The sequence below is a fragment of the Amycolatopsis sp. NPDC054798 genome (assembly GCF_053611505.1).
Map to the genome: position 1 here is coordinate 1 of NZ_JBSHAM010000124.1, position 19,978 is coordinate 19,978.

At 69.5% G+C, this 19,978-nt stretch carries 19 protein-coding genes; 10 read left to right on the forward strand and 9 right to left on the reverse strand.

Annotation, left to right across the window (positions count from 1 at the left end):
• Positions 1-52: 52 nt before the first annotated feature.
• The 3 genes from ACWGIC_RS40415 to ACWGIC_RS40425 are packed head-to-tail and all read right to left on the reverse strand — an operon-like array spanning position 53 to position 2,132.
• Positions 53-436, reverse strand: coding sequence for a RidA family protein (locus ACWGIC_RS40415; protein WP_116204166.1), 384 nt, complete (start codon positions 434-436; stop codon positions 53-55).
• A complete protein-coding gene (locus ACWGIC_RS40420) occupies positions 436-1,194 on the reverse strand; it encodes an IclR family transcriptional regulator (RefSeq protein ID WP_452081237.1) in 759 nt (252 codons plus the stop codon). The genes ACWGIC_RS40415 and ACWGIC_RS40420 overlap by 1 nt, the downstream gene beginning before the upstream one ends.
• On the reverse strand, positions 1,191-2,132 hold the full coding sequence (locus ACWGIC_RS40425) for a sugar kinase (protein ID WP_452081252.1): 942 nt from the start codon (positions 2,130-2,132) through the stop codon (positions 1,191-1,193). Before ACWGIC_RS40425 ends, ACWGIC_RS40420 begins: the two co-directional genes overlap by 4 nt.
• Before the next feature lie 162 nt (positions 2,133-2,294).
• Here ACWGIC_RS40425 and ACWGIC_RS40430 point away from each other — a divergent pair, with 162 nt between their 5' ends.
• From ACWGIC_RS40430 to ACWGIC_RS40465, 8 genes are all read left to right on the forward strand, one after another.
• Entirely contained in the window at positions 2,295-3,593 is a 1,299-nt protein-coding gene (locus ACWGIC_RS40430; protein ID WP_452081238.1) for an amino acid deaminase, read from the forward strand.
• Positions 3,593-5,188 (forward strand): N-acyl-D-amino-acid deacylase family protein, encoded by a 1,596-nt coding sequence (locus ACWGIC_RS40435; protein ID WP_452081239.1) that lies wholly within the window; start codon positions 3,593-3,595, stop codon positions 5,186-5,188. The genes ACWGIC_RS40430 and ACWGIC_RS40435 overlap by 1 nt, the downstream gene beginning before the upstream one ends.
• Entirely contained in the window at positions 5,185-6,576 is a 1,392-nt protein-coding gene (locus ACWGIC_RS40440) for a GntP family permease (RefSeq protein WP_452081240.1), read from the forward strand. Before ACWGIC_RS40435 ends, ACWGIC_RS40440 begins: the two co-directional genes overlap by 4 nt.
• A 32-nt stretch (positions 6,577-6,608) precedes the next feature.
• The gene (locus ACWGIC_RS40445; RefSeq protein ID WP_452081241.1) at positions 6,609-7,742 is read left to right on the forward strand and encodes a lactonase family protein; all 1,134 of its coding nucleotides are present in this window, start codon (positions 6,609-6,611) and stop codon (positions 7,740-7,742) included.
• Positions 7,743-7,815: 73 nt separating this feature from the next.
• Positions 7,816-9,099 (forward strand): extracellular solute-binding protein, encoded by a 1,284-nt coding sequence (locus ACWGIC_RS40450; protein ID WP_452081242.1) that lies wholly within the window; start codon positions 7,816-7,818, stop codon positions 9,097-9,099.
• 3 nt (positions 9,100-9,102) lie between these two features.
• Positions 9,103-10,023, forward strand: a complete 921-nt coding sequence (locus ACWGIC_RS40455) for a carbohydrate ABC transporter permease (protein ID WP_452081243.1) — start codon at positions 9,103-9,105, stop codon at positions 10,021-10,023.
• The gene (locus ACWGIC_RS40460; protein ID WP_452081244.1) at positions 10,014-10,868 is read left to right on the forward strand and encodes a carbohydrate ABC transporter permease; all 855 of its coding nucleotides are present in this window, start codon (positions 10,014-10,016) and stop codon (positions 10,866-10,868) included. The genes ACWGIC_RS40455 and ACWGIC_RS40460 overlap by 10 nt, the downstream gene beginning before the upstream one ends.
• A 14-nt stretch (positions 10,869-10,882) precedes the next feature.
• On the forward strand, positions 10,883-12,271 hold the full coding sequence (locus ACWGIC_RS40465; protein ID WP_452081253.1) for a beta-N-acetylhexosaminidase: 1,389 nt from the start codon (positions 10,883-10,885) through the stop codon (positions 12,269-12,271).
• A 22-nt stretch (positions 12,272-12,293) separates the two neighbouring features.
• Here ACWGIC_RS40465 and ACWGIC_RS40470 read toward each other — a convergent pair whose 3' ends face one another.
• The 5 genes from ACWGIC_RS40470 to ACWGIC_RS40490 form a co-directional block, all read right to left on the reverse strand.
• Positions 12,294-12,917 (reverse strand): hypothetical protein, encoded by a 624-nt coding sequence (locus ACWGIC_RS40470; RefSeq protein ID WP_452081245.1) that lies wholly within the window; start codon positions 12,915-12,917, stop codon positions 12,294-12,296.
• Complete coding sequence (locus tag ACWGIC_RS40475) at positions 12,917-13,222, reverse strand: PadR family transcriptional regulator (RefSeq protein WP_452081246.1); 306 nt, start codon at positions 13,220-13,222, stop codon at positions 12,917-12,919. Before ACWGIC_RS40475 ends, ACWGIC_RS40470 begins: the two co-directional genes overlap by 1 nt.
• Positions 13,223-13,257: 35 nt before the next feature.
• Positions 13,258-14,025 carry an SDR family oxidoreductase gene (locus ACWGIC_RS40480; protein ID WP_452081247.1) on the reverse strand — a complete coding sequence of 256 codons (768 nt, stop codon included), beginning with the start codon at positions 14,023-14,025 and terminating at the stop codon, positions 13,258-13,260.
• 86 nt (positions 14,026-14,111) lie between these two features.
• The gene (locus tag ACWGIC_RS40485) at positions 14,112-14,780 is read right to left on the reverse strand and encodes a response regulator (RefSeq protein WP_452081248.1); all 669 of its coding nucleotides are present in this window, start codon (positions 14,778-14,780) and stop codon (positions 14,112-14,114) included.
• Positions 14,777-16,381: a sensor histidine kinase gene (locus ACWGIC_RS40490; RefSeq protein WP_452081249.1), complete on the reverse strand. Its 1,605-nt coding sequence runs from the start codon at positions 16,379-16,381 to the stop codon at positions 14,777-14,779. The genes ACWGIC_RS40485 and ACWGIC_RS40490 overlap by 4 nt, the downstream gene beginning before the upstream one ends.
• A gap of 163 nt (positions 16,382-16,544) precedes the next feature.
• Between ACWGIC_RS40490 and ACWGIC_RS40495 the strand changes: the two genes are divergently transcribed.
• Complete coding sequence (locus tag ACWGIC_RS40495; RefSeq protein ID WP_452081250.1) at positions 16,545-17,888, forward strand: cation:dicarboxylate symporter family transporter; 1,344 nt, start codon at positions 16,545-16,547, stop codon at positions 17,886-17,888.
• Positions 17,889-17,987: 99 nt separating this feature from the next.
• On the opposite strand, the gene ACWGIC_RS40500 is transcribed toward ACWGIC_RS40495, so the two are convergent.
• Positions 17,988-18,389, reverse strand: a complete 402-nt coding sequence (locus ACWGIC_RS40500) for a winged helix-turn-helix transcriptional regulator (protein ID WP_116204536.1) — start codon at positions 18,387-18,389, stop codon at positions 17,988-17,990.
• A gap of 116 nt (positions 18,390-18,505) precedes the next feature.
• Here ACWGIC_RS40500 and ACWGIC_RS40505 point away from each other — a divergent pair, with 116 nt between their 5' ends.
• The gene (locus ACWGIC_RS40505; RefSeq protein ID WP_452081251.1) at positions 18,506-19,933 is read left to right on the forward strand and encodes an MFS transporter; all 1,428 of its coding nucleotides are present in this window, start codon (positions 18,506-18,508) and stop codon (positions 19,931-19,933) included.
• Positions 19,934-19,978 lie beyond the last annotated feature (45 nt).

The window sequence follows — 19,978 nt, forward strand, 5'->3', positions numbered from 1 at the left end:
CCTTGAGGGAATCTGATTCCCTCAAGGAGCCCTTCACGGACCACAAGCGACGTCAGTCGAGGACCGCGAGCACGTCGATCTCGACCAGGAGCCCGGCCGGCAGCCCGACGTACACCGTGGTGCGGGCCGCGTGCGGGGCCTCGCCGATCAGTTCGTTGTAGACCTCGTTGAACGCGGCGAAGTGGCTGGTGTCGGTGAGGTACACGCGCACCATCACCGCGTCCGCGAAGCTCGAGCCCGCTTCTTCGAGCAGCGCGGTGAGGTTCTTGAACACCTGCCGGGTCTGGCTCACCACGTCGTCGCCGACGATTTCGTTGGTCGCCGGGTCGAACGCGACCGCGCCGGCGACCTGCAGGATGTTCCCCTTGCGGACGGCCTGCGAGAAGTTCGCCGGCGGCTTCGGCGCGTTCTCGCTGGTGATCGCCGTCTTGCCCATCATTGCCCCTTTCCGTTCCCCGTCCATCCACTGTGGACGGAAGCTTCCTCCGCAGCGGCCAGCAGCTCGGGCACGAGCGCCAGCAGCCCCTCGTAGTCCAGCAGCACCTTCGGCACCGACATCGACGCCGCGGCGAGCACTTCGCCGCCCGCGCCGCGCACCGGCGCGGAAATGCAGTGGATGAAGTCCTCGTGCTCGGCATTGTCCACGGCGTATCCGCGCTCGGCGACCTGGTCCAGTTCGGCCAGGTACGCCTCGGGCGTGGTGATCGTGTTGGCGGTGAGCACGACGTAGTCGATCGCGCGGGCGATCTCCTCGCGTTTCGCCCGCGGCATCGCCGCGACGAGCACCTTGCCGACCGCGGTGCAGTGCAGCGGCGCGCGTTTGCCGACCCGCGAGTACATCCGGACCGCGTGGTGTCCCTCGAATTTGTCGATGTACACCACCTCGCCGTCCTCATAGGACGCCAGGTGCACGGTGTGCCCGGTGCGCGAGTTCAGCCCGGCGAGCGCGTCGTGCGAACTGCGGCGGACGTCGCGGTCCTCCAACGCCTGGTTGGCGAGGTCGAACAGCGCGCTGCCGAGCCGGTAGTGGCGGGCCCCTTCGCGCCGCACGAAGTGGTGCGATTCGAGCGTACGCAGCAGACGCAGCACGGTCGTCTTGTGCACGCCGATCTCTTCGGCCAGCTCGTCGAGCGTCTTGCCGCCGCGGGCGAGGCCGCTCAGCAGCGTCAGTGCGCGGTCGAGGCTTTGACTCACGTGACCACCACTCCCTCTCCAGTGAGCCGGACCGAACTCCAGCTGTCGGCGTCCGCGCGCACCAGTTTCGTCACGACGGCTTCGGCCAGCGGCACGCCGACGTCGTCTTGGGTCAGCAGCGTCGCCGCGGCTTGCAGATGTCCGCGCCGGAGTCTCGTCAGCGGATCGGCCCCGCGCAAGGTCGCCGCCAGGAATCCCGCGGCGAAGGCGTCGCCCGCGCCGACCGGCTCGACCACGTCCACCTTGAGCGCGGGCGAGAACAGCGGTTCAGCCGGGCCCTCGACGAGCGTCGCGCCGCGTTCCCCGTGCTTGACCACGAGTGTGCGCGGGCCGGGCAGAAGCTCGCGCAGCCGCACCGGATCGCCGGTGCCCCACACGCGTTCCGCCTCGTCGTCGCCGGTCAGCACGAGATCGGCTTTCCCGGCCAGCTCGGCGAGCACGGACAGATCTCGTCCGGTCCACAGCGCGGGGCGGTGGTTGACGTCGAACGACACGAGCAGGTCGCCGCGCGGACGGTCGAGCAGCGCGCGGACGAGCGCGAGGCAGCTGTCCGAAAGCGCGGGCGTGATCCCGGAAAGGTGCAGCACGCGAACACCGGAGAAGTCCAGCCGGGACACCAGCTCCGGACCCATCCCGGACGCGGCGGAACCTGAGCGGTAGTAGCGGACCGGACTGCCGCCCGCGCCGCTTTCCTTCACGTACAGGCCGGTGGGGCGGGTCGGGTCGATCACGACGCCGCGCACGTCCACGCCCGCCGACGCGATCTCGCGGACGAGCGCGCGGCCGAACGGGTCGTCGCCGACCGCGCTGACCCATCCGCTCGGCACGCCGAGCGCGGGCAGATGGCAGGCGACGTTCGATTCCGCTCCGCCGATGGTGCGCAGCCAGGTGCGCACCTCGTCCGGCGGGCCTGGTTCGGCGGGCACGAACAACGCCATCGACTCGCCGATGCAGAGCACTTCGGGCGGCACTCCGGGCGACGCTGTCGGACTGCTGGTCACTGACGTTCCTTCCCCGTTGACCTGTGGCGACCCGGATGCTACACCTAAGCAACGCATTTTGCGCAACGTCCGTTGCAAGATACGCAACCGAGGTCCCAGATGAACAGCAACGCCGCTCTCACCGCCGCCGTCCGAACCGGGCGCGGCGAACGGATCGACTGGCGCTTCCGCGCACTCCCCCCGGCACTCGCCGGGCTCACTCTCGACGAAGCCGCGGCGCGCCGCGCGAAGCTCTTCGACGACGGCTTCTTCGGTCCGTTCGTGGTGATCGACGCGGACGCGATGGAACACAACCTCGCCACGATGGCCCGCTGGTGCGCCGAACGCGGCATCGCACTCGCGCCGCACGGCAAAACGACGATGGCTCCGGAGCTGTTCGCCCGGCAGCTGGAGCACGGCTCGTGGGGCATCACCGCGGCGAACGCCGGGCACGTGCGGATCTACCGCGCGTTCGGCGTGTCGCGGATCCTGCTGGCGAACCAGCTCGTGGACCCGTCCGCGCTGCGCTGGCTGGCCGGTGAACTGGCGGCGGACCCGGACTTCGAATTCGTCTGCTGGGTCGACTCGGTGCGCAGCGTCGAGCTGATGACCGAAGCGCTCGCTGGTGCCGAGCGCCCGGTGGATGTCTTGGTGGAGCTGGGCGGCGAAGGCGGACGCACCGGCGTGCGCGACGCAGCGACTGCGCTGGCTGTCGCCGAGGCAGCGGCGAAGAGCCCGGTGTTGCGGCTGCGTGGCACGGGCGGTTACGAAGGCGCGCTTTCGCACCACACCGACGAAGCCGCGCTCGCGAAGATCAGTTCCTATGTGGACAGTCTGCGCGACGCGACGATCACGTTCGCGGAGAAGGGTTTGCTCGCCGAAGGCCCGGTGTACGTCACCGCAGGCGGCAGCGCGTATTTCGACCGCGTCGTGGACGAGCTGACCAAGCCGTGGCCGGACGGTCTCGAAGTAGTCCCGATCCTGCGCAGCGGCGCGTACCTCACGCACGACGACGGCTTCTACCGCGAAATCTCGCCGCTCGGCGAACACCCGCGCATCGCCGGTGTCGACGGCTTCCGTCCCGCGCTGCACGCGTGGGCGCAGGTCACGTCGAAGCCGACGCCGGAGCTGGCGCTGCTCACCGCGGGCAAGCGCGACCTGCCGTACGACGAAGGCATGCCGGAACCGCAACTGCTGCGCAAGGACGGTGTGGTCACCGAACTGACCGGGCACACCGTCCCGAAGCTCAACGACCAGCACGCGTTCCTCGAACTGCCCGAAGGTTCGCCCGTCGAGGTCGGCGACTGGATCCGGCTCGGCCTGTCGCATCCGTGCACGACGTTCGACAAGTGGTCGCTGCTGCCGGTCGTGGACAGCGACGGCGAGACGGTGGTCGATTTCGTGCGGACGTGGTTCTGATGGATCTCCTGATCCGCGGCGCCCGAGTCGCCGACGGAACCGGGGCCCCGCTGGAGATCCGCGACGTCGGGATCACCGGCGACCGCATCGCCGACGTCGCCGCGCCGGGAGAGCTGACCTCGCCGCGCGTGCTCGACGCGACCGGCCTCGTGCTCTCCCCCGGCTTCATCGACATGCACTCGCATTCCGACCTGCAACTGCTCGCCAACCCGGACCATCTGGCGAAGATCAGCCAGGGCGTGACCACCGAGGTGCTGGGACAGGACGGCCTGTCCTACGCCCCGGTCAACGACGAAGTTCTCGCGAGCCTGCGCCAGCAGCTGGCCGGATGGAACGACGACCCGGCCGGGTTCGACTGGAACTGGCGCTCGGTCGGCGAGTACCTCGACCGGCTCGACCAGGGCATCGCGACGAACGCCGCGTACCTGGTCCCGCAGGGCACGGTGCGGATGCTGGTGGTGGGCTGGGAAGACCGGCCCGCCACGGACGCCGAACTGGCCCGGATGAAGGACCTCATCGCGACCGGGCTGTCGGAAGGCGCGTTCGGGCTGTCGTCCGGGCTGACCTACACGCCCGGGATGTACGCGACGACCGAGGAACTGGTCGAGCTGTGCCGGGTGGCCGGCGAGCGCGGCGGCTACTACAGCCCGCACCATCGCAGCTACGGCGCGGGCGCGCTGGAGGCGTTCGCGGAGATGGTCGACGTCTCCCGCCGCTCCGGTTGTCCGCTGCACCTCGCGCACGCGACGATGAACTTCTCCGTCAACAAGGGGAAAGCACCGGATCTGCTGCGGCTGCTGGACGACGCGCTCGACGACGGCTGCGACATCACCCTCGACACCTATCCGTACCTGCCCGGCGCGACCTACCTGTCCGCGCTGCTGCCGAGCTGGTCGACTGAAGGCGGGTTGGAGCCGACGCTCGCCCGGCTGTCCGATCCGGACACTCGCGAACGGATCCGGGCCGAGATCGAAGAGTCCGGTTCGGACGGTGCGCACGGCGTGCCGATCGATTGGGACGCCATCGAAATCAACGGCGTGCGCCGCGCGGAAAACGCCGCGCTCGTAGGGCACAGCGTCCTCGCGTCCGCGCGCAAGAACGGGAAACCTCCGGCAGAGCTGTATTTCGACACGCTGATCGACGAAAAGCTCGGCACGTCCTGCCTCATGCACGTGGGGCACGAGGAGAACGTGCAAGCGATCATGCGGCACCGCACGCACACCGGCGGCTCGGACGGCCTGCTGGTCGGCGCGCGGCCGCATCCCCGCGCGTGGGGCACTTTCCCCCGATACCTCGCGCGGTACGTCCGCGAACTGGGCGTTCTCGAACTGGCCGACTGCGTCGCGCACCTCACCGGACGCGCGGCCCGGCGGCTGGGGCTGTCCGACCGCGGCCTCGTCCGTCCCGGTCACGCAGCCGACCTGGTGCTGTTCGACCCCGACACGGTCGCCGACACCGCGACGTTCGACAATCCGCGGCAACCCGCCGCGGGTCTCTCCCACGTCTTCGTCAACGGCGTCGCCGCCCTCGAAGACGGGTCCCCCACCGGCGCGCTCGCCGGGCATTCCCTTCGCCATCCCGGGAGTCGACGATGATTCACTGGCTGCAGACCAGCACGGCCGGTCTGCTCACGCTGGCCGCGGTGTCCATCGCGGTGCTGCTTTTCCTCATCATCAAGGTGAAGCTCGAACCGTTCATCGCCTTGATCGTGGTGGGCCTGCTCACCGCGCTGGCCGCGGGCGTGCCGGTCGGCACCCTCGTCGGCACCGCGCAGAAGACGTCGGATTCGCTGCTGGAGAAGGGCTTCGGCAGCATTCTCGGGCATATCGCGGCGATCATCGGGCTGGGCACGCTGCTCGGCTCGATCCTGGAGAAATCCGGCGGCGCACGAGTGCTCACCGCCGCGCTGCTGCGGACGTTCGGCGAGAAACGCGCTCCGCTCGCGATGGGGTTGTCCGGTCTCATTTTCGGCATCCCGGTGTTCTTCGACATCGGCATTTTCGTGCTCGCGCCGCTGGTTTACGCCGCGGCGAAGCAAGGCGGCCGGTCGATCGTGCTGTACGCGATGCCGTTGCTGGCCGGGCTTTCCATCACGCACGCCTTCATCCCGCCGCATCCGGGGCCGGTCGCCGCGGCCGGGCTGCTGCACGTGGATCTCGGCTGGCTGATCCTGATGGGCGCGGTCTGCGGCATCCCGGCCTGGTTCATCGGCGGCATCCTGTACTCGACCTGGATCGGCAAGCGCGTCGACGTGCCGCTGGCCGAGGACTTCGCGAAGCTCGCCGGGGAAGACGGCGAGCAGGAGGGCCCCGCGCCGTCGCTCAAGCTGGTCAGCGCGATCATCGCGGTGCCGCTGGTGCTGATCCTCGTCGGCACGTTCGGCAGCATCCTGCTGCCCAAGGGGTCCAAGGGCGCGGGCATCGCGGCGTTCCTCGGCACCCCGGCCATCGCGCTGACCATCGCGACCCTGCTCGCGTCGTGGCTGCTCGGCCGCCGCCGAGGGATGAGCGGCGCGGATCTCGCCCAGCTCTCCGCCAGCGCGCTGCGCCCGGTCGCGATGATTCTCCTCGTGGTCGGCGCGGGTTCGTTCTTCGGCGCGGTGCTGTCGGCCACCGGAATCGGCAAGGCGGTGGCCGGTTCCCTCGGCGACGCCGGGCTTCCGGTGCTGCTGGCGGCGTACATCATCAGCTGCGGCATGCGCATCGCCCAGGGTTCCGCGACGGTCGCGATCGTGACCACGAGCGGCATCGTCGCGCCGACCGTGCTGGAACTGCATTACTCGCAAGCGCAATTGGCGCTCCTGGTGGTCGCGATCTCCGCCGGGTCGATCATCGCCTCGCACGTGAACGACGGCGGATTCTGGATCGTGTCGCGCTATTTCGGGCTCACCGTGACCCAGACGCTGAAAACCTGGACCGCTTTGGAAACAATCCTTTCCCTCAGCGGTTTCGGTGTGGCAGCATTGGTCATGGCATTGGCCTGAACCATATCGGCACAACGTTCCGGGGGTATTCGATGACCGCGATTTCCCGCCGCACGTTCGTCGGAGCAGTCGGCGCGGCCGGAGCCGCCGCCGTGGTGGGCGCACAGCTCGCCACAGCGGCGCCCCGGCCACGCGCGGCCACGACGGTGTACGTCGGCAGCTACACCAACTCCTCGCCAGCCGGCCACGGGCTCGACGTCACCCAGCGAGCGGCCGGGAGCCCCGCGCTCACCCCGGTGCGCACCGCCGGAAAGCTGACCGACGTCTCCTGGTTCGACCGCACTCGCGACGGCCGGATCCTGTATGTCACCAACGAAAACGAGGGGGCGGAGACCGGCACGGTGTCCGCATTGGACATCTCCGACCCCACCCGGCCGAAGCTGCTCGGGTCGACGTCCTCGAAGGGCGGTTCGCCCACGCACCTTTCGGTGCATCCGAGCCAGAAGTACGTGCTGGCCGCCAATTACGACTCCGGCAGCGTCGTCGTGCTGCCGATCAAGTCCGGCGGCAAGCTCGGCGCGGCCACCGATGTGCAGCAGCACCAGGGCAAGGAGCCGCACGCGCACCAGGTGGTCACCGACCCGTCCGGCAAGTGGGTGCTCGCCGTCGACCTCGGCACCGACTCGGTGTACGTCTACTCGTTCGACACCGGCAAGGGAAAGCTGAAGCTGCACAAGCAGATCACCCTTCCCGCCGGTGCCGGGCCGCGCCACCTCGCTTTCCACCCGAACGGGAAGTTCGCTTACGTCGCACAGGAACTGCGGCCGGAAATCACCGTCGCCAGCTGGGATTCCGCGAGCGGCACGTTCAAGCCGATCGCCGTGGTGCCCGCGGTTCCGCCGGGCAGCACCGGCGAACTGTACCCCGGCGAGATCACCGTTTCGCGCGACGGCAAGTTCGTCTACGCCACCGTGCGCGGCCCCAACACCATCGCCTCTTTCACCGTCGCGGACGGCGGAGCCGGGCTCACCCTGGTGTCCTCGGCGCCGTCCGGCGGCAACTGGCCGCGGCACCTCGCGCTGGACCCGGACGAGAAGTGGTTCTACGTCTCCAACCAGCGCTCCGGCACCGTCACCTGGCTGCCGCGCGACCCGGCCACCGGCCTTCCCGGCAAGTCCACGGGATCGCTCGCGGTCCCGAACGTCAACTCCGTCTTCTTCGTCTGAGAAAACCGGGGCTGTCACGCCGCACAGCCCCGTCTTTCCGGTCTCCGACCGGTCCCCGCGACAGGAGTCACCGATGAAGCTGCGTTCTGTCCTGCCCGCTGTCGCCACGCTGGCGTTGCTCGCCGCGTGCGCGCCCACTCAATCCGGCCCGGCCGCCTCCGGCGGGAACCAGACCGACGGCACGCTCCGGGTCTGGCTGTTCGACGAAGCGAACCGCGCGCCGAAAGAGGCCGCGGTCAAGGAAGCGATCACCGAGTTCGAAGCCAGCCACGCCGGCGTGAAGGTCGACGTGCAGTGGGTTCCGGTCGAAGGCCGCGCGGACAAGTTCTCCGGCGCGTTCAACGACCCGTCCAACGCCCCCGATGTCGCCGAATTCGGCAACACCGACGTCGCCAGCTACGCGCAGACCGGCGCGTTGTCCGATCTCAGCAAGGACATCTCGAACTGGTCGGACGGCAAAGACCTGCTGCCGTCCGTTTTGGACACCGCGAAGGCGAACGGCAAGATCTACGGCATTCCGTGGTACACCGGCATCCGCGCGTTGTACTACCGCACCGACGTGTTCGCCGAACTCGGCCTCAAGCCGCCCGCGACGCTGGCCGAGCTGACCGAAGACGCGCGCAAGATCCGCGAGAAGAAGCCGGAGCTGTACGGCATCGCCACCGGCGGGAAGTACACCTACGCGATGCTGCCGTTCCTCTGGGCCAACGGCGGGGAGCTGGCCAAACAGGACAATGGCAAGTGGACGTCCACTGTGGACTCACCGCAGGCCAAGGCCGGCGTCACCGCGTACGCGAACCTGATCAAGGACGACATCTGCCCGCCGGCCGCCTGCGCCAACCTCACCGGCACGCAGAGCGTCACCGCGTTCGCCGGCGGCAAGGCGGGCATGGTGATCGGCGGCGACTTCAACCGCAAGGCCGTCGAAAAGGGCTCGGTGAAGGGCAAGTACGCGATCATGCCGCTGCCCGGCGCCACCCCGAACTCGGTCGCGCCCGCGTTCGCCGGCGGCAACCTGCTCGGCGTCTTCGGCGCGAGCCAGCGCCACGGTCTCGCGGTGCAGTTCGCCGAGCTGCTGGCCGGCGTCAAGTACCAGGAGAAGATGTACGCGGCGATGGGGAACCTGCCCACCCTCGCCTCGGTGCAGAAGAAGCTCGCCGCGAGCGACCCGACCCTGAAGGCCTTCGTGGACACCCTCACCGCGGGCACGAAGTTCGTCCCCGCCACCCCGGCGTGGTCCAAGATCGACAGCCAGAACGTCCTGCCCACTGCCGTGCAGCAGATCGCGACCGGCGGCAAGGACGCGAACGCCGCGCTGGCCGACGCCGCCGCGGCGATGAACAAGAACTTCGGCTGACCCGTGGCCGCAGTCCGTTCCGCGACCGTCCGCCGCGACGGCCGCGCGGCCCTCTGGTACCTGCTGCCCGCCGGCATCCTGCTCGGCGCGCTGCTGGTGTACCCGATCTACCAGCTCGTCGTCATCTCGCTCTACGACTACGGCCAGCCGCAGGCGGCGGGTGCGGCCCCGCTGGTGTTCCTGGGCCTCGACAACTACGTGAACCTGCTCGCCGACGTCCAGTTCTGGACGGTGCTCGGCAAGACGGTCGGGTTCGCCGCGGCCTGTGTGATCGGCAGCCTGGTCGTCGGCACGGGTCTGGCCGTACTGGCGAGCCGGATCCGCGCGCTGCCGCGGATGCTGCTGTTCCTGGCGGCGCTCGGCGCGTGGGCGACCCCGGCGATCGCCGGCTCGTATGTCTGGCTGTTCCTCTTCGACACCGATTTCGGCCTGGTCAACGAGGTGCTCTCGGGCATCGGGTTCAGCGGGATGGAGCACCATTCCTGGACGTTCGGCACCTTCGGCACGTTCGGGCTGGTCGCCGCCGAGGTGATCTGGTGCTCGTTCCCGTTCGTGATGGTGACCATGTACGCCGGGATCAGCGGGGTGCCGAAGGAGACGCTGGAGGCCGCCGCGCTGGACGGCGCGTCGGTCTGGCGCACCACGCGGTCGGTGGTCCTGCCGGCAGTGCGCCCGCTGCTGACCATCGCGACCGTGCAGTCGATCATCTGGGACTTCAAGGTGTTCACCCAGATCTACGTGATGACCAACGGCGGCGGCATCGCCGGGCGGAACCTGATCCTGAACGTCTACGCCTACCAGCAGGCGTTCGCCGGGCAGGAGTACGGGCTCGGCTCGGCGATCGGGGTCGTGATGACCTTGCTGCTGCTGTCGATCACCGGGCTCTACGTCCGGTCCCAGCGCCGGAGTGCCGCATGGCTGTGAAGATCCGCCGCCCCGCGCGGCTCGTCGCCGAAATCGTGACCGTGGTGATCGCCGGGATCGTCGCGTTCCCGCTGTACTGGATGGTGCTCTCGGCGTTCAAACCGGCCGGCGAGATCCAGTCGGCGCATCCGAAACCGTGGACGTTCGCGCCGTCGCTGGACAGTTTCCGGCGCGTGCTCACGGTTTCCGGGTTCGGCCGGTACTTCCTCAACAGCCTCGCCGTCGCGGTCGTCGTGGTGCTGCTGTCGCTGGTGCTGTCGTTCCTTTCCGCGGTGGCGCTCACGCGGTTCCGGTTCCGCGGCCGCGGGATGCTGCTGGTGATGGTGCTGGTGGCGCAGATGGTGCCGGTGGAAGCGCTGACCATTCCGCTGTTCTTCCTGATGCGCTCGGTCGGCGGGGCGGTGCCGGCGTTCGGGCTCAACGAACTGGGCTCGCTCGTGCTGGTGCACCTGGCGTTCAGCCTGCCGTTCGCGATCTGGATGCTGCGCGGGTTCGTCGCCGCGGTGCCCGCCGAACTGGAGGAAGCGGCCACTTTGGACGGTGCGTCGCGGATGCGGTTCACCTGGCAGATCCTGTTCCCGCTCGTCGCTCCCGGGCTCGTGGCGGTGAGCGTGCTCGCGTTCATCCACGCGTGGAACGACTTCCTGTTCGCCAAGACGTTCATCATCTCCAAGACCGAAAACCAGACTCTGCCGCAGGCGATCCTGGTGTTCTTCAAACCCGAGGACACCGACTGGGGCGCCGTGATGGCCTCGTCCACCCTGATGACGATCCCCGTGCTGGTGTTTTTCGTGCTGGTGCAACGGAGGCTCATCGGAGGGACGGCCGGGGCGGTGAAGGGATGACCGAAGGGATGACCATGCCCGGCTTCGACACGCTTCTCCCCCGCCCGGTGTCCGAGGAGGCGGCGCCCGGGGTCTGCCCGTGGCCCGCACCGGTGGAGGTGCGGACTGTCGCGGATCTCCCCGCGGAGGGCTACCGGCTTACGATCGCTCCGGACGGCGTCACTCTCGACGCGGCCGACGCCGCGGGCGAGTTCTACGGCCGGCAAACCCTGCGGCAACTGGCCGGTCCGGACGCGTTCCGTGCCGCTTCGATCCGCAATGGACCGGTCGAGCTGCCGTGCGGGACGATCACCGACCACCCGCGCTTCGCCTGGCGCGGCTGCCTTTACGACGTGTCTCGGCACTTCCGGACGAAAGCGGAGGTGCTGCGGTTCATCGATCTGCTGGCCGCGCACAAGCTCAACGTGCTGAACCTCCATCTCACCGACGACCAGGGCTGGCGGATCGAGACGCCGGAGTTCCCCCGGCTCACGTCGGTCGGCGGCTGGCGGAAATCGTCGATGGTCGGCAGGCACGACGGACCGGAACGCGACGGCCGCCCGCACGGCGGTTACTACACTGTGGACGATCTGCGCGAGATCGTCGCGTACGCCGCCGCCCGATCGGTCACCGTGGTGCCCGAAGTGGACATTCCCGGGCACGCCCGGGCCGCCATCACGGCGTACCCGGAACTCGGCCCGGCCACCGAGACCCCTTGGGAGGTCTGGACTTCCTGGGGCATCAGCACCTCGCTGCTCGATCCTTCGGAGTCCACTCTGGACTTCTTCCGCGCCGTCTTCGACCACGTGCTGGACATCTTCCCGTCCCCGGTCATCGCGCTCGGCGGCGACGAGGTGCCCGGCGTCACCGAGGCGCACCACCGGTTCGTCCGGGCGATCGCGGACCACCTCGTCGCCCGCGGCCGCACGCCGATGGGCTGGGACGAAGTCCTTGACGGCGGCGATCTGCCGGCGATGGTGATCGGCGTGTGGCAGGACCGCGAACGGGCTTCGCTGGCGTTGAAGGCCGGGCACGAGGTGGTGCTGTGCCCCGAGGACGGCGTGTACCTCGACCACCGGCAAAGCGACCACCCGGACGAACCGATCCCGGTCGGGTACCTGCAGGATCTCGAGCACTTCTACGGTTTCGAGCCCGAATCCGGGCCGGGCGTGCGCGGGGTCCAGGCGCAGCTGTGGTCCGAGCACCTGGACACCGTGCGGCGGACGGACTACGCGGCGTTCCCGCGGCTGTCGGCGTTCGCCGAGGTGGCGTGGAGCAGCGGCCCCCGGGATTACGCGGAATTCCTGCCCCGGCTGCGGAACCACCACCTGCCGAGACTGGACGCGCTCGGCGTGGAGTACCGGCCGCTCGACGGCCCGCGTCCGTGGCAGACCCGGCCGGACGCGCCGGGACGGCCACGCTGATCCCCGGGCGGCCCGGCCTGCTTCAGGCCGGGCCGCCCGGTTTCACGAAGCTGGCCGGGCGTGGAGCGCGATGAAGGAGCCGGGAACTGTAGGCGGGCCGGTACCACGATCTCGCGGGGACCGTGCCGATCTTCGGCCAGTCCGGCGACGGCTCGAAACCCGGCCGTCGATGGGCTCGCACATGGACCTGGACGATTTCCCCGGCGAACACCCGGGAATTGCCGGGGAGGCGGCGTTCCACTCCCTCCTCGGTGCGGCAGAGAATCGCCTCCGACATGAGGTCGTCGCTGCCGAAGCTGCGGAGCCTCGCGATCAGGATCCTCAGCCGTTCCATCTGCTCGGGCGCCGTCAGTTCCTGGAATTCCCGGCGCTCCCGTTCGACGGAAGCGCCGCGCCGACGCGCCCGCACCCGCTCCGGCACACCGTCGAACAGCACGGTGGCGAACTGCTCGGCGACCCAGATCAGCCGTTCCCGCCGCGGGACGTCGTGCAGTTCGGCGACCAGCTCCGCCCGCCGCGGATGCCCCTTCGGGTAGACCCTGGCCAGCAGGTTCACCGCGAAAACCGGGAAGAACCCGAAGACCAGTGCAGTCAGGACGAGCGTGCCGGCGCCCCAGGTCGCGACGTGTCCGGCCAGCTCGTCCATCAGGCCCACCCGAGCCGGACGCCGCGGAACCTCTCGTCGGCGGCCGCCCGTTCGAGCAGCGCGCCCAGCTCGGCTTTCCCCTTCCCGGTCAGCGTGTAATACCGGCGGGGCGGGCGGCCGTCGGCCTCTTCGGCCGATTCCCATCCGTCTTCCAGCCAGCCCTCGGCCAGCATCTGGGTCAGCCGGGGGTACATCGCGCCGGAGCGGACTCCGGAAGCTCGCGACAGCCGGTAGCCCCAGTGCCGGTCCTCGGGGGAGGCCATGAGCGCAGCGGCCAGCTGCACCAGGGCGTGCGTTACGCGCATCAGCCAAGTATGACCTATGTCGCGCAAGCCCTCAACTAGCCGGCGACCGGCCCGAGGAAGGTCCCGCCGGTAGCGTCCAGGACCTGCCCGGTGACCCACCGCGCGTCCGACGAGGCCAAAAACGCGACCACGTCGGCGATGTCCGCCGGTTCGGCGATCCGCCGAAGCGCGGACGCGCCTGCCATTCCCGCGCGCATCCGCTCATCGGCGAACAGGTGCGCCGTGCTGTCGGTCGGCGTCGGGCCAGGGGCGACGCCGTTGACCGTGATCCCCCGCTGGCCGAGTTCCTGCGCCAGGCTGCGGCTGAACACGTCGAGCGCGCCCTTCGTCATGCTGTAGGCCAGCTCGAACGGCAGCGCGATGCGCGTGTCCGCGGACGAGATGTTGACGATCCGGCCGCCGTCCCGCAGCACCGGCAACAGCTTCTGCGCCAGGAAAAACGGTGCCTTCACGTTCACCGCGAACACCCGGTCGAAGTCCTCCGGCGTCGCCGTGGTGATCGAGCCCGCGCCGGTGGCCGCGTTGTTCACCAGGATGTCGAGAGCGACTTCACCGGTGCGTTCGCGCAACTCCGCCGCGAGACGGTCGTACAGCGTCGCCGCGTCGCCCTCGACGCCCAGCGTCGCCTGCACCGCGAAAGCCTGCCCACCGCTTGCCTCAATCGCCGCGACAGTCTCCTTGGCCGCGGCTTCGTCGCTTCCGTAGTGCACGGCGACCAGTGCGCCGTCGTGGGCCAGCCGTGTCGCGATGGCCCGGCCGATGCCCTTGCTGCCGCCGGTGACCAGTGCGGTCTTCTGCGTCATTTCTTGCTCCCCTTGAGTGGTGTGAACTTCGATGTCCACACCTTCGGGGCGCCCGCTTACCGTGCGCGCACGAAGCGCTGACGGGCTCAGCCAGGCTTCAGCCGGTACCACACCTCCGGTCGCCCGACCTGCCCGTATCGCGGTTCGCGGTGGGCCAATCCGTTGTCCGCCAAGTACTCCAGATACCGCCGCGCGGTGACCCGGGACGCCCCGATCGCGCTCGCCGCGCCGCCGGCGGACAGCCCTTCGCCGGCCCCGGCGAGCGCGTCGGTGATCGCGTCGAGCGTCTCCGCGCTCATGCCCTTCGGCAGCGGCGCGGCCTCGGTGGTGCGCAGCGTGCCGAGCGCACGGTCGATCTCAGCCTGCCCGGTGACTTCGCCGGACGCCTCGCGGAACGACGCGTAACGCTCCAGCTTGTCCCGCAGCGAAGCGAACGTGAACGGCTTCAGCAGGTACTGCACGACCCCGACCGAGACCGCCGCCTTGACCAGCGCGAGGTCGCGCGCGGACGTCACCGCGATGACGTCGATCGGCAGCCCGGCCGCGCGCAGCGAACGGCACACGGCGAGACCGTGCGTGTCCGGGAGGTAGAAGTCCAGCAACACCAGGTCGACGGGTTCGCGTTCGCAGAACCGCAGCGCCTCGCCGCCGGAATGCACCACCCCTGCGACCACGAAGCCCGACAGGCGCTCGACGTACAGCCGATGCGCCTCGGCCGCCACCGGCTCGTCTTCCACCACCAGCACCCGGATCACGCCGGCACCTCCTGCCTCGGCAACCGTACGGTGAACACCGCGCCGCCGTCTCGTCCGACGTCGATGGTGCCGCCGTAGCGCCGGACCGCCTGCACGACCAAGGCCAGCCCGAGGCCGTGCTCGTCCCCGGCCTTCGTCGACCAGCCCCGGCGGAACATCTCCCCCACCGCTTCCTCCGGGACGCCAGGGCCGTTGTCCGCGACCCGCAGCAGCAGACCGTCCTCTTCGGACCGCGCGGTGACCACCACCGCCGGCCGCGCACCGGATTCCCGCACCACCGCGTCGATTCCGTTGTCGATCAGGTTGCCGAGGATCGTCACCAGATCCCGTCCGGCCACGCCGGGGCCGAGGTCGTCGATCATCGTGTCCGGCGTGATGGTGAACTCGACGCCGCGTTCGCTCGCCTCCGCGGCTTTGCCGAGCAGCAAGGCGGCCAGCACCGGTTCGGCGACCGCGGTCATCACGCGATCGGTGAGTTCCTGCGCCAGCGCGAGTTCGGCGGTCGCGAACTCCACGGCGTCCTCGGGGCGGCCCAGTTCCACCAGCGAGACCACGGTGTGCAACCGGTTCGCCGCTTCGTGTGCCTGCGACCGCAACGCTTCGGCGAGGCTGCGCGCGGTGGTCAGCTCGCCGGTGAGCGTCTGAAGTTCGGTGTGGTCGCGCAGAATCACGACGGTTCCCTGCGCGCGACCGCCGGAGCTGACGAGCGTCGTGCTCACGACCAGCACCCGCGAGTCGGTCAGATGCAGTTCCTCGGTGCGGTTTTCCGGCGCGGTGAACGCAGCCGCCAATTCAGGCGACAACCCCAGATCGGCGAGCGGCTTCCCGACCGGGTCGCCGCTCAGCCCGAGCAGCGTGCGGGCGCCGTCGTTGCACAGCCCGACCCGTCCGTCGCGGCCGACCAGCAACACGCCTTCTCGGACCGAATGCAGCACCGCCTCGTGGTACTCGAACAGATTGCTCAGCTCGTCCGGAGCGATCCCGCGCGTCTGCCGCTTCAACCGGGCGCTCACCAGCCAGCCCCCGCAGGCGCCCACTAGGAGCACTGCCGCCGCGACGCCGAGCAACGGCCACACGCGCTCTTGCAGTTCGGCGGAGATCGCCGCGATCGTGATGCCCACCGCGACGAGCGCGACCACCCGGCGGTTCGCGTCGAACACCGGCACCACCACGCGCACCGACGGGCCCAGCGAACCGGTGTAGGTCTCGGACACCACGCCGCCCCGCTGCGCGGCTTCGATGTGCCCGAGGAACCGCTGGCCGATCAACGCCGGATTCGGGTGGGTGTAACGGATCCCCTGCGGCGACATGATCGTCACGAAGTCCACGCGCGTGTCCGCGAGCACCCGCTGCGCATACGGCTGCAGCATCGCGGTCGGGTCCGCGGCGGCGGCCGCCCGCGCGACGTCCGGCGCGTCCGCGATCGAATGGGCGACCGCGAGCGACTGCTCTCCGGCCCGGTCGGTCGTCGTGCGCCGGGCGTCGAGATAGGCGATAGTGATGCCGCCGGAGACGAGCACGAGGAGGATCGCCAGCTGCAGCACCAGCAGCTGGCGGGCGAGGCTCCAGCGGCTCGTCCGGATCCGAGGTGTCGGGGGCACCCGCTCATACCAGCACACGCACGGGTCCGGCAACACTCCGGCGCCGCGGGCCGGGCGTCCACACCGGACAGTTTCCCCGCGAACTCAATGAACACAACGGTGACGCCGGTCATATCCTCCCCGCATAGTGACCCGCGTTCCCCCCACCGAGCTGGAGGCAACGGTGCCGACACCGACCCCCGAGGCAGTTGCGCCCAAGCGCGACCGCACGCGTTACCTGTACCTGGCCGTGATCGCCGCCGTAGTGCTCGGCGTCGCGGTCGGGCTGCTCTGGCCGTCCGTCGGCAAGAGCCTCGCCCCGCTGGGCACCGGCTTCGTCAACCTGATCAAGATGATGATCTCGCCGATCATCTTCTGCACCATCGTGCTGGGCATCGGCTCGGTCGCGAAGGCGGCGAAGGTCGGCAAGGTCGGCATCACGGCGCTGGTCTACTTCATCGTGATGTCGACGTTCGCGCTCGCGATCGGGCTCGTCGTCGGCAACCTGCTGCACCCGGGCAGCGGCCTGCACCTCAACCCGGCCGACGTGTCCAAGGTGCACCAGCAGGCCAAGGGCGAGGGCGGCGTCGACTTCCTGCTCGGCATCATCCCGAAGACCTTCGTGTCCGCGTTCACCGAGGGCCAGGTGCTGCAGACGCTGCTCGTGGCGCTGCTGGCCGGGTTCGCGCTGCAGAAGCTCGGCAAGCGCGGGGAACCGATCCTGCGCGGCATCGAGCACATCCAGCGGCTCGTGTTCCGCATCCTGTCGATGATCATGTGGGCCGCCCCGGTGGGCGCGTTCGGCGCGATCGCCGCGGTGGTCGGCGCGACCGGCTGGGGCGCGCTGCGCAGCCTGCTGGTCATCATGCTCGGCTTCTATCTGACCTGCCTGGTGTTCGTGTTCGGCGTTCTCGGCGCGGTGCTGTGGCTCGGGGCGCGGGTCAACATCTTCAGCCTGCTGCGCTATCTCGGCCGCGAATTCCTGCTGATCCTGTCGACGTCCTCTTCGGAATCCGCGCTGCCGCGCCTGATCGCGAAGATGGAGCACCTCGGCGTCAGCAAGCCGGTCGTCGGCATCACGGTGCCCACCGGGTACTCGTTCAACCTCGACGGCACCGCGATCTACCTGACGATGGCGACGCTGTTCATCGCCACCGCGCAGGACCAGCCGCTCGCGCTGGGCGAGCAGATCACCTTGCTGCTGTTCATGATCATCGCGTCGAAGGGCGCGGCGGGCGTCAGCGGCGCCGGCATCGCGACCCTGGCCAGCGGCCTGCAGTCGCACCGGCCGGAACTCGTCGACGGCGTCGGGTTCATCCTCGGCATCGACCGGTTCATGTCCGAGGCGCGAGCGCTGACGAACTTCGCCGGCAACGCGGTCGCGACCGTCCTCATCGGATCGTGGATGAAGGAATTCGACCGCGACCGCTCGCGGCAGGTGTTCACCGGCCAAGCGCCGTTCGACGAAGCGACCCTGCTGGACGAAAAACCGGCCGAACCCGCTTCGCCGGCCCCGGCGAACGCCTGAAGCCCAGTCCGCGCCCGGGCCCCTTCCCCTCGGGTGCGGACTGTTTCGGCGCCGCAGCCGTGCGCGTCCCCCGTGCGCACGGCTGCGGCGCTTTCCATTTCAGCAAGCTGTGCGGCCGTCGTACCCCTGCCGTGAAACCGCGATCGCCTCGCGATGCCGCTCCGCCCAGTCGACCAGCCCGGACAGCGAGTCGTACAGTTCGCGCGCCATCTCGGTCGCCTCGTACTCGACCCGCGGCGGCACCGTCGGGTAGACCGTGCGCGTCAGCAGGCCGTCGCGTTCGAGGTTCCGCAGGGTGAGCGTGAGCATGCGGCGGCTGATCCCCTGCACCGAGCGTTCGAGTTCGGTGAACCGCACCGGACCGCGCGTCGCCTCCAGCAGGATGCCGATCACCCATTTCCCGCTGATCCGGTTCACGACCTCCATCACCGTGCACACCGCGAATTTCGCCGGGTCGAAGTCCGTGGCCTCGTCGGTCACAGCGATGTTCCCCTGGGACATGAAAGTGCCTCCTTCCGCAGTGCTCCATGGTCACACATGATGGGCACTGTAACAAGAGATGCCCTGGCTTCGACCAGCGGAAACTCTCCCCTGCGCTGGTTCTGGAGGACTTTGTCATGCCCGAAACCGCTCGGCATCGCGGCGCCGCGCTCGCCGTGCTGTCCGCCGCCTCGCTGATGGTGGTGCTCGACAGCTCGATCGTCGCGGTCGCCCTGCCGGTGATCCAAACCGACCTCGGGTTCAGCGCGCCCGGGCTCGCCTGGGTGGTCAACGCCTACCTCGTCGCGTTCGGCGGCCTGCTCCTGCTGTCGGGCCGGCTGGGCGACCTGGTCGGACGGCGGCGAGTGTTCCTCGTCGGCATCGTCGTCTTCACCGCCGCCTCGCTCGCCGCCGGCCTTTCGCCGAACGCCACCACGCTCGTGGTCGCGCGCTTCGTCCAAGGCGTCGGCGGCGCCCTGACGTCCGCGGTCGTCTTGGGAATGATCGTGACGCTCTATCCCGAGCCACGCGCCCGCGTCCGCGCGATCGGCGTGTACAGCTTCACCCAAGCCGCGGGCGCGTCGATCGGCATGGTCGCGGGCGGCGCGCTCACCCAAGGCCTCGACTGGCACTGGACGTTCTACATCAACCTGCCCATCGGCGTCGCCGCGCTCGTCCTGACGCCCTTGGTGGTCGCCTCCGACCGCGGCCTCGGCCTGCGCACCGGCATCGACGTCCTGGGCGCGCTCCTGGTCACCGCCGGGGTGATGCTGCTGGTGCTGGGCATCGTGCAAGCAGGCGACGCCGGCTGGGCTTTCCTGCCGATCGCGACTCTCGTTTCGGCCGTCGTCCTGCTCCTGCTTTTCCTGCTGCGCCAAGCCCGGACGCGAACCCCGTTGCTGCCGCTGCGGTTGCTCCGGGTGCGCGCGATCAGCGGCGCCAACGCGACCATGGTGGTGATGGTCGCCGGGTTCCTGGGGTTCCAGTTCGTCACCGCGCTGTATCTGCAGCAGGTTCTCGGTTTCGACGCGCTGACGACCGGGTTCGCCTTCGTCCCGACGCCGGTCATGATCGGCGCTTTCTCGCTGGGCCTGGCCGATTGGCTGAACACCCGCTTCTCCCCGCGCGCGGTCCTGGTCGCCGGTTTGCTGACCACGTCGGCAGCTTTCCTTTACCTGACCCAGGTCCAGACCGGGGGCGGCTACGCACTGCACGTGCTGCCGTCGCTGATCCTGATGGGCGCCGGGGCGGGGATGGCGATCCCGGCGCTGATGGGGCTGGCGATGTCCGGCGCGACCCCCGACGACTCCGGCGTGACGTCCGGTTTGATCACCACGACCCAGCAGGTCGGCGGGGCGATCGGGACGGCCGTCCTCGCCACCGCCGCCGCGACCCGAACTGCCGCGTTGGTGGGCGGGGGTGTCCCGGAGAAGGAAGCGCTGGCGTCGGGATTCCGGGTCGCTTACGGCTTCAGCGCAGGCCTGACCGCCCTCGCCGCGCTACTCGCCGCGCTGATCCTGGGCCGACGTGCCGCGGTTCCCGCTGCCGAACCGGTCGCACCCTAGTGCGTCGTGAGTGGCGATGCCGGGGGGTAAAAGGCGCCGGCCAAA

Excerpts from the sequence above, each read along its gene's own strand:
- ACWGIC_RS40440 (WP_452081240.1), top strand. The coding sequence starts at position 5,185 with ATGATTCACTGGCTGCAGACCAGCACGGCCGGTCTGCTCACGCTGGCC.
- ACWGIC_RS40465 (WP_452081253.1), top strand. The coding sequence starts at position 10,883 with ATGCCCGGCTTCGACACGCTTCTCCCCCGCCCGGTGTCCGAGGAGGCG.
- ACWGIC_RS40480 (WP_452081247.1), bottom strand. The coding sequence starts at position 14,025 with ATGACGCAGAAGACCGCACTGGTCACCGGCGGCAGCAAGGGCATCGGC.
- ACWGIC_RS40505 (WP_452081251.1), top strand. The coding sequence starts at position 18,506 with ATGCCCGAAACCGCTCGGCATCGCGGCGCCGCGCTCGCCGTGCTGTCC.
- ACWGIC_RS40445 (WP_452081241.1), top strand. The coding sequence starts at position 6,609 with ATGACCGCGATTTCCCGCCGCACGTTCGTCGGAGCAGTCGGCGCGGCC.
- ACWGIC_RS40425 (WP_452081252.1), bottom strand. The coding sequence starts at position 2,132 with ATGGCGTTGTTCGTGCCCGCCGAACCAGGCCCGCCGGACGAGGTGCGC.
- ACWGIC_RS40415 (WP_116204166.1), bottom strand. The coding sequence starts at position 436 with ATGGGCAAGACGGCGATCACCAGCGAGAACGCGCCGAAGCCGCCGGCG.
- ACWGIC_RS40470 (WP_452081245.1), bottom strand. The coding sequence starts at position 12,917 with ATGGACGAGCTGGCCGGACACGTCGCGACCTGGGGCGCCGGCACGCTC.
- ACWGIC_RS40450 (WP_452081242.1), top strand. The coding sequence starts at position 7,816 with ATGAAGCTGCGTTCTGTCCTGCCCGCTGTCGCCACGCTGGCGTTGCTC.
- ACWGIC_RS40435 (WP_452081239.1), top strand. The coding sequence starts at position 3,593 with ATGGATCTCCTGATCCGCGGCGCCCGAGTCGCCGACGGAACCGGGGCC.
- ACWGIC_RS40475 (WP_452081246.1), bottom strand. The coding sequence starts at position 13,222 with ATGCGCGTAACGCACGCCCTGGTGCAGCTGGCCGCTGCGCTCATGGCC.
- ACWGIC_RS40430 (WP_452081238.1), top strand. The coding sequence starts at position 2,295 with ATGAACAGCAACGCCGCTCTCACCGCCGCCGTCCGAACCGGGCGCGGC.
- ACWGIC_RS40500 (WP_116204536.1), bottom strand. The coding sequence starts at position 18,389 with ATGTCCCAGGGGAACATCGCTGTGACCGACGAGGCCACGGACTTCGAC.
- ACWGIC_RS40460 (WP_452081244.1), top strand. The coding sequence starts at position 10,014 with ATGGCTGTGAAGATCCGCCGCCCCGCGCGGCTCGTCGCCGAAATCGTG.